Here is a 15,446-nt window from a genome sequence, read left to right as displayed (position 1 = left end):
CACCGCGTAGCCGGAAAACCTGCAGGGAGGAACCTCAGGGGTTCCTCCCTGGCGCCCGCCCCGGGGGAGGGCGTCAGCCGTTTCCCTTGCCCTTGTTCTTCGGCTTGTCGCCCTTGTCCGAGTTCCCCTGGGCCGGCGTCGGCGCCACCACGGGAGCCTGGGCCGCGGCTGCCTGCGCTGCCGCCTCCCGTTCAGCCGCGACTCTGGCCGCTTCGGCGGCGGCCAGCTGGGCCGTGAGGTCCGTCCGGACAGCGTCGATGGACGTCCTGACGCTCTGGCGGCGTTTGAAGGACACCGCACCGCGGTCGGCGGCCTCATCCAGCTGTGTCACCAGGTCATCCAGCAGCTTAAGGGAGGTTGCCGGATCATTGGCGGCGGCGGCCTGCGTCACGGCGAGGACCCTGGACTGAAGCTGGGAGGCCGCATCCCGGTCGAGCTCAGGCGCGGGAGCGCCGCAGCCGGCCAGCGCACCGGTCAGCAAGGCCGTGCTGAGCAGGCATCCCGCGAGCACCATGCCCGGCGTGCGTCGGCCCGGGCCCGTCCGGGCTGTGCGCGGCTTCATGGCTGCACGCCCTTCTGCAGCTGTTCCAGATGTTCGCCCAGGCTGCCCGTGACGGCCGGATAAGGCACGACGGCGGGCGCTTCCGGCGTCGTGATGGCAACGGCCGCGGCTGCGGTCACCGCCAGCACGGCCAGCACGGCGAGGAGTACGACGATCCGGGTGCGGCGGTGCGCCTGCCGGAAGCTGGAGACGGTGCGGGACGCGAAGGAATCCGCTCCCGTCCGCCGCGGTGCCGCAGCGTCCGGGTCCAGCACGCGCAGGGCGCGCGTTCCGGCGTCGTTCTGCGGCAACAGCGGAGGCCGGGCCGGCGGCGCCGGCAGCACCCGGGTGCGCTCCTCGGCCAGCGGCCCGGGCAGCGACTGCGGCGAGATCAGGGCCTGCCGCAGTGCCACTTCCAGATCCGCGGCGGCCGGACGGTCCATCGGGTCTAAAGCGGTCATGACCCGGATCAGTTGCGCCCATTCGGCCGGAACGGTGTGCGGGATGGCGGGGGCCCGGTGCAACCGGGCGACGGCCGATTCCACGGCGCTGCCGGGGTACTCGACCTCGCCCTTCAGGCATTCGAGCATCACCAGGCCCAGCGAGTAAATATCGCTCGCCCGGCCCAGATCGGCGCCCCGGGCCTGTTCCGGACTCAGATAGGCGGCGGTACCCACCATGGTGCCGGCCGCCGTGAGCCTGGTCCCATCCATGATCCGGGCGATTCCGAAGTCCGTGAGTTTTGGCCGGAGCGGCTCGCCCGGGCGGACCGGAACCAGCAGGATGTTGGCCGGCTTGATGTCGCGGTGGATGATGCCGAGCGCGTGCACATAGGCCAGAGCGTCAGCCACACCGGCACCGACGACGGCCAGTTCGGTGAGGGACAGCGTGCTGTGCCGGATCCTGGCCCGGAGGTCCTGGCCGTCCACCAGCTCCATGGTCAGGAACGGCCGCGGCTCGTCGGGGATACGGCTGTCTGTCCCGGCGTCGAAGAGCGTGACGAGGCTTGGGTGGTTCAGCGTCGCAAGGAGTTCAATCTCGGCCTCCTGGCGCCTGAATTCGTCAGGATCGGCCGACTGTGGAGCGAAGAGCTTGAGTGCCACATCGCGGCCCAGGTTCTCGTCCTTGGCGGTATAGACGGATGCCATGCCGCCCCGGCCGATCACTTCCCCCAGCCGGTAGCGGCCGCCCACGAGGTCAACCGCGACGCTGTCGGGTGAAGTGTCCACAGTATCCCCGTCCTTGCCCCGGGCGCCACGGCGGCGCTCCTCAAGAATAATACGGGGCCGGGTAGGCGCCGCCCCACCGTGGCCGCGTCAAGCGGCCGCGGTGTGGGGCGGGAACTCCGCCGGAACGAGTGAATGCCGTTGAGTCCCCCAGCGGACCCAACGACTTCGCTCCGGCAGTCACGTAACCTCCACAGGAGCGGTTAGTTGCGCTAGGGCGGATGTTCGTCCTGCTGCGGAGATGGTTTTCGGCGCGTCAGCAGAGGGGCCGTCCAGGCCCGGAGGGGCTTCCGGAGGCTGGCCGAGCGGCGCGGGTACGGGGCCGACGCCGGGTACGCGGCGGACGACGGGTGCGCGGCGGACGCCGGGTGCGGCGAAACCGTGAGCCGGACCCGAATGGGGGTGCCGGAAACGGGAGGGGCGGAAAGAGGGGTGCCGGAAATCCGGGCGGGGACGAGGGCGTCCATTGGAAATCTCCTGAATGACTGTTGGCGGGCGCCTCAAGGCAACCCGATTGGCCGTGCTCTGTGGAGGGCAGAGACGGCTAGCTAGTCAGGAGATGAACCGGGGTCAGCAGCGAACGCTGAGTGTTCGTTCTGAAGCGGGCCCCGGATTGGATCTGCGTCGGCAATGGGGATGAACAAGTACAGGCTTGGAAGCCAGGCTGCCGCACCGGCGGGTCCGTTGGACGGGTGGGCGTTGCCCGAGCCCGAACCGGGGGCCGCCGGAAGGGCGTCAGGTGCGGGTAGTCCGGGCGCGCCGTGCCACGGGCCGGGCCCATCATCGCCGGCAGGAGGGCCCGGGTCGACGGGGGCGGCCGGTGGATCAGCCGCTCCGGTGGCGGGCGCCGCCGGCGCGCCGGAAGGAGGCGGAGGGGCTGCGACAGGGACTTCACCCGAGGTTCGCGGCGGGACGTAAACGGTACGGATGACGCGGGCGGGTTCAGCCCGGGCTGTCATCACTTCCCGCGGAGATGAGCCGGTTTGTGGCTTGACGCCGCACGGTGGCCGGGACCCGTAGGCGGCCGGCGACGCGGAAACCGGCTGCGACACAACCACAGAGTCCGTCGCGGGTCCGGTCGCGGGTACGGGGACGCCGGACGGTGCCGGGGTCACGGAACCCGGAAGCTTGGGGTCCTTAACGGGGCCGCCGGGGAGGGGACCTGCCGGGTCAGGAAGCGGCTTCGTGGGGTCCGCAACCGGCGTTTTACCGCCGGGGGGTGTGGCGTGGTCTGTGGCAGGCTTCGTGCGGTCCGGCGCAGGCTTCGTGGGGTCCGGAGCGGGCTTCGTTGGGTCTGAGACCGGGACGCCGGGGACCGCGGGGCCCGTGGCAGGAGTAGTGGGGACAGTCGCCGGAAGCGTGGGCTTCGGGGCCGGGACAGTAGGCGTAGGAGCCGTAGCGGTCGGGGACGGCGTCGGCGATGGTTCGGCGGCTCGTTCGGACGCCCTCGGCGACGCCGTCGCCGAGGGCGCGGGCTTTGCCGGTGTCGTGGCGGGGTGGGTCGGTGCCGTGCCTGCCGGCCCTGTGCCCGGAACAGGGGCGCTGGGGCCCGGAACGGCGACATCCGCGGGAGCCGTGGGTATGGCAGGCGCCGGTCCGGGCTGCAGGTCCGCCGGATCAGGAGCGGTTGGCTGCGTCGCGGAGCCGGATGGAGTCTCGGGCGTTCCGGCTATGTCGGACGGGACGGCAACCGCCGTCGTGACAGTCACACCGGTGAGGCCCGACATGGCAACAGAAGTGGCGGCGTCGTCGGCGTTTGCAGCCGTCGCGGAAAGCGCCAGCCAGGCGAAACCGGCGACGCCAGCCAGAATCACCCGCCGGATTGGGTGGCGCGCGCGCAGGACTGATGTTAGGTCCATGCGCACACCCCATTCCCGAAGCTCGACGATTGCCTACAGGGTAAGTCCGCGCGCCCCGGTGAGTCCAGAGTGCGCCGAACAAACGGCGGATTCACAGGGAATAAAAGGCGGATTTACGCCCCTCGGGGCACCGTCAGCGAGCGTCGTTCGCGTAGCTCACCCCTAGCTGGGCGCGGACCCCGTCGAAGAGCCGCATGGTGTTCAGCGAGTCCTCCAGCGGCATGACCGGGCTCTCGGTGAGCCCCTGCTGGATGCAGCGTGTCACTTCGCGCAGTTCGTAGCAGTAGCCCCTTCCGACGACGTCGAACCGTTCGCTGCGCACGTCGTCGAATCCGACCCGGACCTGGAGTTCCTTGGGGTTGTTGATCGAGCCGATGGCCTGCAGGAAGCCTGCGCTGCCGGCCACGGTGGCGGTGCGGGGTCCGTGCGCCAGCAGCGACGAGGTCAGCTGGGCCTGGCCGCCGTGGTGGTAGCCCAGGGTGAGGGCATTCTGGGCGTCCACGCCGTCGTCGTTGACCCAGCCGGTGGCACTCACGGTCTGCGGGAATCCCAGCGTGCCGAGCGCCCACAGCAGCGGATAGACGGTGATGTCCAGGAGGGCGCCGCCGCCGTCCTTGCGCGCCCACAGCCGGGACGTGGGCGAATACGGCGCGGGGAAGCCGAGATCGGCCCCCACCCACTTGACCTCGCCGATTTCGCCGGAGGCGGCGATCTCGAAGGCCCGCTGCATGCTCGGCAGGAAGCGGCTCCACATGGCCTCCATCAGGAACAGCCCCCGGGCGCGGGCCAGTTCCACCAGTTCACCGGCTTCCCGGGCGTTCACGGTGAGCGCCTTCTCGCACAGCACATGCTTGCCGGCGTTCAGGGCCGCCAGAGCAACCTCATGGTGATACGCGTGCGGAGTCGCCACATACACGACGTCGACAGCCTCGTTGGCGAGCAGCCGCTGGTAACCGGTCTGCCTGCCGTCGTCCCCGTACGCCCGCGCAAAGCCGTAGTCGGCGGCGAACGCGTCGGCTGCCGCCTGGGTCCGGGAGCTCACGGCGTAGAGCTCGGCATCGGGCAGGAGCTCCAGGTCCCGTGTGACCGAGGCTGCGATGCCGCCGGTGGCGATGACGCCCCAGCGCAACCTGGCGCCGGTGGCTGTTCGGGGGTCCTGGTCCGGCTGGCCGGAGAGCCAGGGCGTCGCGATGAGGGCAGTCATGGTGCCATCCTCTCACCCGAGTGAGGGATGGTTCCGGATTCGACGGCGGGAAGTGAGGGAGGGCCGGGGGGAGCGGCGGAAGGAGCGGGGTCGGGGGAGGGCCGGGGGGAGCGGCGGAAGGAGCGGGCCGGATTCGACGGCGGGAAGCCGGGGAGGGCCGGCCCCCGCGCTTGTCCGCCTACCCGGCTACACCCGCCGCGGCCCGGCTGCGGGCGGCTTCCTCGGTGAGCCGGCCCTGCTGCAGCCGGAACCGCCGCTCGGTCTTGTTGGCCAGCGACCGGTCATGGGTGACCACGAGGATGGTGGTGTTGTGGTCCCGGCTCAGCGAGCTGAGCAGCTCGATGATGTGGCCGCCCGTCTGTTCGTCCAGGTTGCCGGTGGGCTCGTCGGCCAGGATCAGCTGGGGTTTGTTGGCCAGGGCCCGGGCGATCGCCACCCGCTGCTGCTCGCCGCCGGAGAGACGGTTGATCCGCCGCACGTGCTTCTCCGGATCAAGCTGCACTTGCTCGAGCAGCTCCCGGGCGCGCTGCAGGCGGGCGGCCCTGCGGATCCCGGCGAACTCCATCGGCAGCATGACGTTGTCCACGGCGGAGAGGTTGGGGATCAGGTTGAACTGCTGGAACACGAAGCCGATGTCCCGCCGGCGGTACTCGGTCAGTCTGCCGTCCGGCATGCCGGCCAGGCTCACGCCGTTGACCAGCACGTCACCGCTGGTGGGCTTGTCGAGCGCGCCCAGCAGGGACAGCAGCGTGCTTTTGCCGCTGCCGCTCTTGCCCACGATCGAGGCGAGCGTTCCCTGCTCGAGCTGGAAGCTGACATCGTTGACCGGCTTGATGGTCCGGTCGCCGGACTTGAACGTGCGGACGAGGTTCTTGACTTCGATCATGGCTACTCTCCTCGGAGGACTTCGATGGGACGGATGCGGGCGGTCAGCAGGGCGGGAACCAGGGCGCCGATGATGGCGACGCCAAACACCGCGGCGATGCCGGCGCCAATCACGCCGGGGGAGGCGCTCGCCGTCACGGACGTCAGCAGTTGGGACGCCCCGCCGAAGGGCCCCCCGCCGAAGGCCCCGCCGCCGCCGGGAAGACCCGCGCCGCCGCCGGGGAATCCGCCGGCCCCGCCGCCTGGGATGCCGCGCTGGCCCGCGCCTGCCGCGCCCGCCGCAGTGGTGGTGGTGTTGGAACTGATCAGGGCGGAAGCGATGCCGCCGCTGGCGAAGGACGCGACGGCGGCGCCCACCACGCTGCCCAGCGCCACGAGGACCAGCGCCTCCAGCACGAATTGCAGCCCGATGGTGCGGTTGCGGGCGCCGATTGCCTTCAGCACGCCGATTTCCCGGCGGCGCTCGCGGACCAGCATGACCATGATCAGCAGGATGATCAGCCCGGCGGTGGCCAGGGCGGCGACGAAGGCGGTGAACGAGATGTTCTTGACGCTGCCGAGCGAGCTGACGGCGGTCTCAAGGTTGCGCTGGCCCTGGCTGACGTCCGCTTTGTCGATGCCCAGCGCCTCCTGCAGGGCGGTCTTGGCGGCGTCGACGTTTTCCATGCTGTTCACGGTGACGATCATCGTGGACAGTTCCCCGGGCAGTTCCGCCAGGGTCTGGGCCGTCGGCAGCGTCAGGTACAGGGCGTTGTTGCCGAAGGCGGTGCCCGCGTCGAACAGGCCGGCCACGGTGAAGGCCTGGTCCTTGATGGTGAAGGTGGAGCCCAGAGCCAGACCGTTTTTCTCGGCCAGCGTGGTGCCCAGCAGGGCGCCGGTGGAGGCGGCGGTGTAGTCACCCAGGCCCGCGCCGGCGGTCAGCTGCAGGGCCTTGCCGGTCGCGTCGACTTCGGCCCCGATGCCGGTGGCAGTCACGGGCAGCGAGAACGCCGGCGCTGCCGGCGTCGTTGAGGTGCCGGAACTCCCGGACGTTCCCGTTCCGGTGGCTGCCTGATTGCGGGAGCCGAGCGTGCCGGCGTCGACGGCGGCCGTGAGGCTTGTGGTCACAGTGGTGGCCGCTTGCCCGCCGGGACCGCCACCAAAACCGCCGCCCCCGGGACCGCCCTGGCCCGTCTGGGCAGCGGCGGCGTTCCGCAGTCGCAGCGCCTTGGTGCCAATGACGGCGTTGACGTTCGGTACCGCGGCCGCCGTCGCGGCCTGTACTGCGGTGAGCGGCTCGCCGCCGCCCTCGAAGCCTTGGCCGCCCGCCGGGTTGACGGTGAGCACGGTGCCGACCGAGGCATTCAGCTCCGCGACCTTGGCGGCGACGGCCTGGTTGGCGACGAGCATGGCAAGGGCGAGGCCGATGGCTACGGCCAGCACGGCCACCACGGCCGCGGTCCTGACCTTGTTTCTAAAGGCGTTGCCTACACTCCGGGCGAGGACGCTCACGGGACTCCTAGGATCAGGCCGGCTCGAATGGCCGGCGGCTGCTCCCACACTGGTACGGGCTGCTGTGCGGAGATCACAGCCAAGCTATGGATGGGCTGTGAAGGCGTCTGGAAGGGTCTGAGGACAGCAAAAAGCCCCGGCCCTCCCTTGCCGGGGGAGCCGGGGCTCATTGAGCTGCTGTCTAAACGGGTACTACCTGTTCAGGTACTACTTCGTCAGTGGTCCGAGTACCGGATCGTCGGCGTAGGCCGTCTTGACGTTTTCCTTGGTCACGATGACCGGCTCCAGCAGGTACGCCGGAACGGTCTTGACCTTGTTGTTGTAGGACTTGTCATCGTTGATCTCGGGCTTCTTGCCTGCCTGGAGGTCCTTGACCATGGTGATCGCGTGCTCAACGAGCTTGCGGGTGTCCTTGTTGATGGTGGAGTACTGCTCGCCGGCGAGGATGGACTTGACGGACTCAACCTCGGAGTCCTGGCCGGTGATGATCGGAAGCGGCTTCCCGGCGGCCTTGACCGAGGTCAGTACCGCGCGGGCCAGGGTGTCATTCGGGGAGAGCACGCCGTCAAGCGAGGCGCTGCCGTAGGTGCCGCTCAGCAGGGTGTCGGCACGACGCTGGGCGTTCTCAGCCTTCCAGCCCTGCGTGACAGCCTGCTCGAAGGACATCTGGCCGGAGAGGACCTTGAGCGTGCCGTCGTCGATCTTCGGCTTCAGGACGCTCATGGCGCCGTCGAAGAAGACCTTCGCGTTGGCATCATCCGGGGAGCCGGCGAACAGCTCGATGTTGTACGGACCGGTCGCCTTCTTGGCCTTCATCCCGTCCAGCAGCGCCTGTCCCTGGAGGACACCGACCTTGAAGTTGTCGTAGGCCACGTAGTAGTCGACGTTCTCGGTATTCAGGAGCAGACGGTCATACGCGATGATCGTGGCGCCGGAGTCCTTGGCCTGCTTGAGCTGGGTGCCCAGCTGCGCACCGTCGATAGCGCCGACGATGATGACCTTGGCGCCCTTGGTGACCATGGCGCTGATCTGGTTCTGCTGCTCCGAAACGCCGCCGTTGGCGAACTGCACATCTGCCTTGAAGCCGGCACCGTTGAGGCCGTCGTTGAAAAGCTTCTCCGCGAGGACCCAGTTTTCCGAGGTCTTCTGCGGGAGTGCGACGCCGATCGAGGAGTTCTTGGGGAATGCCTCGCCGCCGGCGGTGGAACCGCCGGAAGTTCCGGTGTCGGAACGGCCGCAGGCTGTCAGCGCCAGTGCCGCAATAGCAGCGATTGCTGCTGCCTTTCCTGCTTTACCAATCAGTTGCATTGCTTGGTTCACTTTCTTTAGGTGGTGTGCGGAGAATCTGGGGGAAATGGGACCAGGGGAGCCGCTCAGGCTTCCTTTGAGATGACCTCTTTGGTGGAGGTGGTCTCGTCGGGCTGGAGCTCGCTGCCGCGGCCAAAGTTCTTCATCATCATGCCGATGATCGACCTCTTGCCCTGGCTCTTGTTGTAGACGTCGAACGCGACGGCGATCAGGAGCACCAGACCCTTGATGATCTGGGTCAGGTCGGCGCCGACGCCCAGGAGCTGCAGGCCGTTGTTCAGCACGGCCATCACGAGGCCACCGACGATCGAGCCGATCACGGTGCCCACGCCGCCGGTCACCGCGGCGCCGCCGATGAACACGGCCGCGATGGCGTCCAGTTCCCAGCCGACGCCGTCGAACGGGCCCGAAGCCGTGGAGCGGCCGACGAAGATCATGCCGGCGAGGCCGGCCAGGATCGACATGTTCATCATGACCAGGAAGTTGACCTTCTTGGACTGGACGCCGGAGAGCTCGGCGGCGTGCCGGTTGCCACCGACCGCGTAGATGTGACGGCCGATGATGGTCTTGGAGGAGATGAAGCCGTAAATGATGACCAGGACCGCGAGGATGAGTCCGGGGATGGGGAAGGAGGTGCCCGGACGGCCGGTGGCGAACAGGTACGTCGCGTACAGGATGGCGCCGCAGACCAGGACCAGCTTGGTGATGGTGACCCAGGCCTCGGGCACCTCGGCGCCGAGGGCCTTGGCGTTGCGGCGGGAGCGGATCTCGCTGAAGACCACGAAGGCGACGGCGAGCAGGCCCAGCAGCACGGTGAGGTTGTTGAAGCCGGTGTTCGGCCCCACCTCCGGCAGGTAGCCGGAGCCGATGTACTGGAAGTCGGCCGGGACCGGGATGGTGTTGGACTTCCCGACGAACTGGTTGAAGCCGCGGAAGAGGAGCATGCCGGCCAGCGTCACGATGAACGCCGGGATGCCGACGTAGGCGACCCAGAATCCTTGCCAGGCGCCGATCAGGGTCCCGAGCAGCAGCCCCAGCAGAATGCCCAGGTACCAGGGGATGCCCCAGTCGCGGATGAAGAGCGCCACGCTGACGCCCACGAAGGCTGCGACCGAGCCGACGGAGAGGTCGATGTGGCCGGCGATGATCACCAGGACCATGCCGATGGCGAGGATCAGGATGTAGGAGTTGCCGTTGAAGAGGTTGATGACGTTGCCCGGCGTGAGCGTGCGGCCCTCTGTGAAAATCTGGAAGAAGACGATCAGTGCAACCAGGGCGAAGATCATGCCGAATTGGCGGGTGTTGCCGCCAAAGAGCTTCTTGAGCGCGTTCATTGTTTCAGTCCTTGTTTTCCGTCAGTGATCGGAGTTTTCTGGATGGTCCCAGAGGGTCAGGCGGTCCTGCGGGCGGAAGTCATGAGTTTCATGAGGCTTTCCTGGCTGGCTTCGTCCTTGTTGAGCACGCCGGTGATGGCGCCCTCGAAGATGGTGTAGATGCGGTCCGAGAGGCCCAGTAGCTCGGGAAGTTCCGAGGAAATGACAATGACGCCCTTCCCCTGGTTGGCCAGTTGCTGGATGATGCCGTAGATCTCGTACTTGGCGCCGACGTCGATCCCCCGGGTGGGTTCGTCCAGGATCAGCAGGTCCGGATCGGTGAACATCCACTTCGCCAGCACCACCTTCTGCTGGTTGCCGCCGGAGAGCTTGGCGACACCCTCCTCCACTGACGGTGCCTTGGTCCGCAGCGATTTGCGGTACTGCTCGGCGACGGTGAATTCCTGGTTGGCGTCCACGATGTTGTGCTTGCTGATCTTCCTCAGGTTGGCCGAGACCGTGGTGGCTTTGATGTCGTCCAGCAGGTTCAGCCCCAGGGACTTGCGGTCCTCGGTGACGTAGCCCAGGCCGGCGTCGATGGCCTGGCGGACCGTGCGGAGGTTGACCTCCTTGCCGTCCTTGTAGATGTGGCCGGAGATGAACCGGCCGTACGAGCGGCCGAAGACGGACCGTGCGAGTTCGGTGCGTCCGGCGCCCATGAGGCCGGCGACGCCGACGATTTCGCCGCGGCGGACGAATAAGCTCGAGTTCTTGCAGACCATGCGGTCCTGGATCTGCGGGTGGCCCACGTTCCAGTTCTTCACTTCGAAGAACACGTCACCGATCTTGGGCTCGTGGTCCGGGAACCGGGATTCCAGGGTGCGGCCCACCATGCCCTTGATGATGCGGTCTTCGTCGACGCCGTCGGCCTTGACGTCGAGCGTTTCGATCGACTTGCCGTCGCGGATGATGGTGATGGAATCCGCAATCTGCTCGATCTCGTTGAGCTTGTGGGAAATGATGATGGACGTGATGCCGCGTCCCTTCAGGCCGAGCATCAGGTCCAGCAGGTGCTGCGAATCGGATTCGTTCAGCGCGGCCGTGGGCTCGTCCAGGATGAGCAGCTTCACGGACTTGTTCAAGGCCTTGGCGATTTCGACGAGCTGCTGCTTGCCGACGCCGATTTCCTTCACGGGGGTTGCAGGGTCGTCCCCGAGTCCCACCCTGGCCAGCAGCTCGGTGGAGCGGATCCGGGCCTCGGCCCAGTCGATCACCCCGCGCTTGGTGGGTTCGTTGCCGAGGAAGATGTTCTCCATGATGGACAGCTCCGGAATGAGCGCGAGTTCCTGGTGGATGATCACGATTCCGGCGTGCTCGCTGGCACGGATGTCCTTGAATTGCTGGACTTCGCTCTGGTAGACGATGTCCCCGGTGTAGCTGCCGAAGGGGTAAACGCCCGAGAGCACCTTCATCAGGGTGGATTTCCCTGCGCCGTTCTCCCCGCAGATGGCGTGGATTTCACCGGCCTTCACCCGCAGGTTCACCTCGGCCAATGCTTTAACGCCGGGGAACTCTTTGGTGATGGAGCGCATCTCGAGGATTATCGGATCGCTGTGCGTGTTGAGGGACGTCATCTGCCCTTACGCCTCCAATGCATGACTTCGTTGTCCGCCCCTGCAAACCGCAGGGCCGTCTGATGAAAAAGTAAACTGGATCACAGGCCTTGTCGTCAAGTCTTTAACGCAACGGGCCGGTAACGAAACACTAGTTCCGCCGGATTCCGGCGTGCTGGAAGACCAGGGCCGTGGCCCCGAGGGCTTCGGCCCGGTCGCCCAGTGAGGACATGGTGAGGGTGGTGGTCTCGCCGATCACGGGCACCGCGTGGCGGACCAGCCCCCGCCGAATCGGGTCCAGCAGCAGCTCTCCCAGCCCGGCCAGCGGACCACCCACCACGATCACTTCGGGGTTGATCAGGTTCGCCACATTGCCCAGCGCACGGCCGGCGGCAAGGCCGGCGTCGTCCACCACCCGCAGGGTCGCGGAGTCCCGGGCGAGGGCCTTCCGGACGATGTCCTCCGGGGTCAGCGGCTTGTCCGCGCCGCGGCCCAGGAGCTCGATCATGGTGGTGGTGGACGCGATGGTTTCCAGGCAGCCCCGGTTTCCGCAGCGGCAGACGAGGCCGTGCTCGTGGATGGTGGCATGTCCGATTTCACCGGTGATGCCGACGTTGCCGTAGTAGGGCAGCCCGTTGAGGATCAGCCCTGCGCCGATGCCCGAACCGATCTTGAGGAACATCAGGTTGCTGATGCCGCTGTGTGGTCCCCAGGTGACCTCGGACAGGGCGCCCAGGTTGGCGTCATTGTCCACGAAAACCGGGAGATCCAGCGCTTCCTCGAGCCGCTGCAGGATGTTGATGCCCACCCATTCGGGCAGGATGGCGCCTTGCGCCACGGTCCCCGTGCGGCGGTCGATCGGTCCCGGGATGCCGACGCCGGCCCCCACCACGGCGCTGCGTTCCACGCCGCTGTCCGCCAGCAGCCGGTCCAGCAATCCGACGGCGGCGGCGATGCCCTCCTCGGCGTGGTGGCCCAGCGGCAGCAGCACCGTTTCCTCCGCGATCACGTGGTAGCTGAGGGATGCGAGGACCACCCGCAGGTGCCGGCGCCCGAAGTCGATGCCGACGGCGACTGCGCCCTTGCTGTTGAGCCGGACGTTCAGGGCGCGCCGCCCGGAGCTGGTGATCGGCTCGGTGGACGCCAGGCCCGCGTCCTGCATGATCCTGACGATGTTGGACACCGTGGCGGTGGAGAGGCCGGTCTGCCGTGCCAGTTCGGCCTGCGTGGAAGGCCCCGCCAGGAGGCATTCGATGATCCGCTGCTGGTTCAGATGCCGCAGCGCGGATTGCGATCCGGGGTTTTTGGTTCGGCTCCTCGTTGAGCGCGTTGGGGAGGGCATGGAAAGAAGCGTGCACCATTCGAGGCTTGCAGTCAAGAAGTTAACGCAATACCGCGCGGTGTGTCTTCGGGAACGGCAGGGCATTCCGCCCCGCGGACGCCCGGGATGGGCGGAAATGCACCGGAGCCACGGTGGCGTCGCGTGGCTAGGCTGGAGGAGACGCGCGTCCGCCGCCCCGGTGCGGACCTCCCGAGATGCTGAGGTGGTAATGGTGCTGCTGGCCCTGATGCAGGCGAATGCCGCCGTGCTGGACGTAGAGGCAAACTGTGCCGCGGTGGATGAGGCCGCCCGGAAGGCCGCCGCGGCCGGCGCGCAGCTGCTTCTCACCCCGGAACTGTTCCCGGTGGGTTACGCGCCGTTGAGGATCCGCGCGGAGCTGGACCCGGCGGCGCTCCCGGCCATCCGCCGGACCCTGGCCGGTATCGCCACCCGCCATGGCATCGCCCTGGTCTACAGCCTGCCGGCCGTCACCGGGGAGGGGGACTGGCAGATCACGGCCACACTCGTGGACGCGCAGGGCACCGAACTCCTGAGCTATGCGAAAGTCCAGTTGTTCGGAGCGGAGGAACAGCAGGCCTTCACCCCGGCCGGCGACGCCCCGGGGGTGGTGGACTTCCAGGGGGTCAGGACCTCCCTGGTGATCTGTTACGACGTCGAATTCCCCGAAACCGTCCGTGCCGCCGCCGTCCGGGGTGCCCGGCTGGTGCTGGTGCCGACAGCCCTTTCCGAGGGGTTTGAGGCCGTACCCCAGCTGCTGGTCCGGGCGAGGGCGCTGGAGAACCGTGTCACGGTGGCCTATGCCAACCACTCCGGCACGGAGGACGGCTGTGATTTCCTGGGCGGCAGCGTGATCGCAGCTCCGGATGGCTCGCTGCTGGCCGAGGCCGGGACGGGTCCGGAGCTGCTGTTCGCCGAACTGCCGGAGCCGGCCGGCGGCGAAGTGCCCGTGGCGTACCTGGATGACCTCCGGCCGGAGACCTACCGCTCCTGGGGCAGCTGAACGTACTGCAGGGCAATCCAGAGCTCCGCCCGGGCCTGCGCCTGGTTGAGGTCCAGCTCGAGCAGCTCCGCGAGCGTCCGGATGTGGCGGCGCACGCTATTGCGGTGAAGTCCCGTGACCTTCGCCGTGGAATCCCAACTGCCGTTCGCGCCCAGCCAGGCGCGGAGAATCCCCAGCAGGGTGTCCCGGCGCTCGGGTTCCAGCGCGAGGACGGGAGCGAGCAGCCGCGCGGCGAGCATGGCACCTGCCTCGCTGCCCAGCAGCCCCGTCAGGGACCAGGTGACCTCGTCAACGCGGACGCTGTGCCCGCTCGTCCGCACCCGGCCGCGTAGGGACGACGTCCGCTGGTAGGCCTCCGCCAGGCCGGCGAATTCAGTGGCGCTCCCGACCACCAGGCCCCAGCCCAGCCGCTCGACGTCGGCCAGCAGGGCGTCGTCGACCTTCAGCCTGGTGATGGCTGCGAAGCCGAAGTCGGTGATCTCCACCAGCTTGGTGTCGAACATCCTGCGCCACTCCAGCAGTTCCCGGACCGGGCTGTCGCCGGTGCCGCGCACCGCAGCGGCCAGGTTGATTCCCTGGACAACGCGCAGCTGCCCGGAGCGGGTGGAAGAAACGCTCTGTGCCAGCAGGTCCTTCAGGCCGTCGACGTGCCGGGTCCCGCCGGTGCTGGGACTTTCCGGGTGCAGGAGCAGGGCCGTAGCGAGCTGGCTGGGGGCCAGTGAGCCGCTGGTGCGCTGGCGTACCAGCAGCTCCAGGAGGCCGACGGCGGCCGAGACCACGCTGTTCTGCGCCGGCGTCAGCGGCGCCTCCGTGCCGAGGACCAGGGCGCCCAGGTTGGCATCGCGGGAGCTGCGCAGCGGATGGCCGAAGACGAGTGCCGAACCGGCGTCGTCGAAGGAATCCAGCTCCACCCGGGGACCGCTGCCGCTCAGCAGCTTGGCCAGCAGTGGCTGCAGCGCGGCTGCTTCCATGCCCGGTACCGGGCCGGTACCGTGCGCACCGCCGGAGCCGCGGGCGCGGACCCGTCCGTCCGCACCGACGAGGACGGCCCAGACCGGGACGCGCCGCACGAGTGCCGCCAGGAGCTCGTGTTCGGGCCTGGCCGACAGTACCGCGCGCATGAGCTGCCGGTTGGTGTCGGCCAGCTGCCGGAAGGTCTTGGCGTTGTCCGATTCCAGCAGCTGCGAGAATTCGAGTCCGATGGCGGCGAAGGGGACAGTCTGGGGGATGGCGACCAGCGTGAGGTTGCGCCGGCTGCAGGCCTGGATGACGGCGGCCGGTACGGCGTCGAAGTAGGGTTCGAGGCCGAACCCGAGCGCGCCGACGCGCGCCCGGACCAGCCGCTCCACGTAGGCGTCAACGCGTTCAGGGTCGCCGCCTTGGGCCAGGAACGGCAGCCCAGCGGTCAGCAGGAATTCGCCGTCGAGCAGGTAGGGGGTGGGGTCCTCGAGTTCGCTGGGCTCCACCCAGCGCAGCCGCTCCGCTCCGTTGCCGCCGTCGTGAAGGACAGTGAGTTTCGGCGGCAGTTGCCGGAGGAACTGCTCCAGGGTGACGAATCCGAGCCGGACCTCGGCGTCAGCAGGCATGGCTGTCCCCGTCCGGCAGGCCGCGGCCGGCATAGTGGGACCGAACCGCCCGGTGTGGTGCAATACGTCTCATGCCTG

General features: G+C 68.2%; 12 protein-coding genes. 1 reads left to right on the top strand and 11 read right to left on the bottom strand.

What is annotated here, in order from left to right; translation table 11 throughout:
• Nucleotides 1-73: 73 nt before the first annotated feature.
• The 10 genes from ABIB26_RS11435 to ABIB26_RS11390 form a co-directional block, all read right to left on the bottom strand.
• On the bottom strand, nt 74-562 hold the full coding sequence (locus ABIB26_RS11435) for a mucin-associated surface protein (protein WP_354242781.1): 489 nt from the start codon (nt 560-562) through the stop codon (nt 74-76).
• Nucleotides 559-1,770 carry a serine/threonine-protein kinase gene (locus tag ABIB26_RS11430; RefSeq protein WP_354242778.1) on the bottom strand — a complete coding sequence of 404 codons (1,212 nt, stop codon included), beginning with the start codon at nt 1,768-1,770 and terminating at the stop codon, nt 559-561. The genes ABIB26_RS11435 and ABIB26_RS11430 overlap by 4 nt, the downstream gene beginning before the upstream one ends.
• Before the next feature lie 209 nt (nt 1,771-1,979).
• On the bottom strand, nt 1,980-2,234 hold the full coding sequence (locus tag ABIB26_RS11425; RefSeq protein ID WP_354242775.1) for a hypothetical protein: 255 nt from the start codon (nt 2,232-2,234) through the stop codon (nt 1,980-1,982).
• Nucleotides 2,235-3,759: 1,525 nt separating this feature from the next.
• Nucleotides 3,760-4,830 (bottom strand): Gfo/Idh/MocA family protein, encoded by a 1,071-nt coding sequence (locus ABIB26_RS11420; protein ID WP_354242773.1) that lies wholly within the window; start codon nt 4,828-4,830, stop codon nt 3,760-3,762.
• A gap of 178 nt (nt 4,831-5,008) precedes the next feature.
• Nucleotides 5,009-5,716 (bottom strand): ABC transporter ATP-binding protein, encoded by a 708-nt coding sequence (locus tag ABIB26_RS11415; RefSeq protein WP_354242770.1) that lies wholly within the window; start codon nt 5,714-5,716, stop codon nt 5,009-5,011.
• 2 nt (nt 5,717-5,718) lie between these two features.
• Entirely contained in the window at nt 5,719-7,206 is a 1,488-nt protein-coding gene (locus tag ABIB26_RS11410) for an ABC transporter permease (RefSeq protein WP_354242767.1), read from the bottom strand.
• 207 nt (nt 7,207-7,413) lie between these two features.
• A complete protein-coding gene (locus tag ABIB26_RS11405) occupies nt 7,414-8,514 on the bottom strand; it encodes a substrate-binding domain-containing protein (protein ID WP_354242764.1) in 1,101 nt (366 codons plus the stop codon).
• Nucleotides 8,515-8,579: 65 nt separating this feature from the next.
• Nucleotides 8,580-9,848 (bottom strand): multiple monosaccharide ABC transporter permease, encoded by a 1,269-nt coding sequence (gene mmsB / locus ABIB26_RS11400; protein ID WP_354242762.1) that lies wholly within the window; start codon nt 9,846-9,848, stop codon nt 8,580-8,582.
• Between the two features lie 56 nt (nt 9,849-9,904).
• Nucleotides 9,905-11,461, bottom strand: a complete 1,557-nt coding sequence (gene mmsA, locus ABIB26_RS11395; protein ID WP_354242760.1) for a multiple monosaccharide ABC transporter ATP-binding protein — start codon at nt 11,459-11,461, stop codon at nt 9,905-9,907.
• Nucleotides 11,462-11,591: 130 nt separating this feature from the next.
• Complete coding sequence (locus tag ABIB26_RS11390) at nt 11,592-12,782, bottom strand: ROK family transcriptional regulator (protein ID WP_354242759.1); 1,191 nt, start codon at nt 12,780-12,782, stop codon at nt 11,592-11,594.
• 208 nt (nt 12,783-12,990) lie between these two features.
• On the opposite strand from ABIB26_RS11390, the gene ABIB26_RS11385 reads away from it, so the two are divergent.
• Nucleotides 12,991-13,782 carry a nitrilase-related carbon-nitrogen hydrolase gene (locus ABIB26_RS11385; protein ID WP_354242892.1) on the top strand — a complete coding sequence of 264 codons (792 nt, stop codon included), beginning with the start codon at nt 12,991-12,993 and terminating at the stop codon, nt 13,780-13,782.
• Here ABIB26_RS11385 and ABIB26_RS11380 read toward each other — a convergent pair.
• On the bottom strand, nt 13,761-15,368 hold the full coding sequence (locus tag ABIB26_RS11380; RefSeq protein ID WP_354242757.1) for a PucR family transcriptional regulator: 1,608 nt from the start codon (nt 15,366-15,368) through the stop codon (nt 13,761-13,763). The genes ABIB26_RS11385 and ABIB26_RS11380 overlap by 22 nt on opposite strands.
• Nucleotides 15,369-15,446 lie beyond the last annotated feature (78 nt).

Origin of the sequence: Arthrobacter sp. UYEF20 (assembly GCF_040546335.1) — a bacterium.
Lineage (GTDB): Bacteria > Actinomycetota > Actinomycetes > Actinomycetales > Micrococcaceae > Arthrobacter.
This window is presented reverse-complemented; position numbering and strand designations above follow the sequence as displayed.

Bases quoted from the DNA above. Each gene is read 5' to 3' on its own strand.
- mmsA (WP_354242760.1), bottom strand. From the start codon at position 11,461: ATGACGTCCCTCAACACGCACAGCGATCCGATAATCCTCGAGATGCGC.
- ABIB26_RS11425 (WP_354242775.1), bottom strand. From the start codon at position 2,234: ATGGACGCCCTCGTCCCCGCCCGGATTTCCGGCACCCCTCTTTCCGCC.
- ABIB26_RS11405 (WP_354242764.1), bottom strand. From the start codon at position 8,514: ATGCAACTGATTGGTAAAGCAGGAAAGGCAGCAGCAATCGCTGCTATT.
- ABIB26_RS11415 (WP_354242770.1), bottom strand. From the start codon at position 5,716: ATGATCGAAGTCAAGAACCTCGTCCGCACGTTCAAGTCCGGCGACCGG.
- ABIB26_RS11380 (WP_354242757.1), bottom strand. From the start codon at position 15,368: ATGCCTGCTGACGCCGAGGTCCGGCTCGGATTCGTCACCCTGGAGCAG.
- ABIB26_RS11420 (WP_354242773.1), bottom strand. From the start codon at position 4,830: ATGACTGCCCTCATCGCGACGCCCTGGCTCTCCGGCCAGCCGGACCAG.
- ABIB26_RS11435 (WP_354242781.1), bottom strand. From the start codon at position 562: ATGAAGCCGCGCACAGCCCGGACGGGCCCGGGCCGACGCACGCCGGGC.
- mmsB (WP_354242762.1), bottom strand. From the start codon at position 9,848: ATGAACGCGCTCAAGAAGCTCTTTGGCGGCAACACCCGCCAATTCGGC.
- ABIB26_RS11390 (WP_354242759.1), bottom strand. From the start codon at position 12,782: ATGCCCTCCCCAACGCGCTCAACGAGGAGCCGAACCAAAAACCCCGGA.
- ABIB26_RS11385 (WP_354242892.1), top strand. From the start codon at position 12,991: ATGGTGCTGCTGGCCCTGATGCAGGCGAATGCCGCCGTGCTGGACGTA.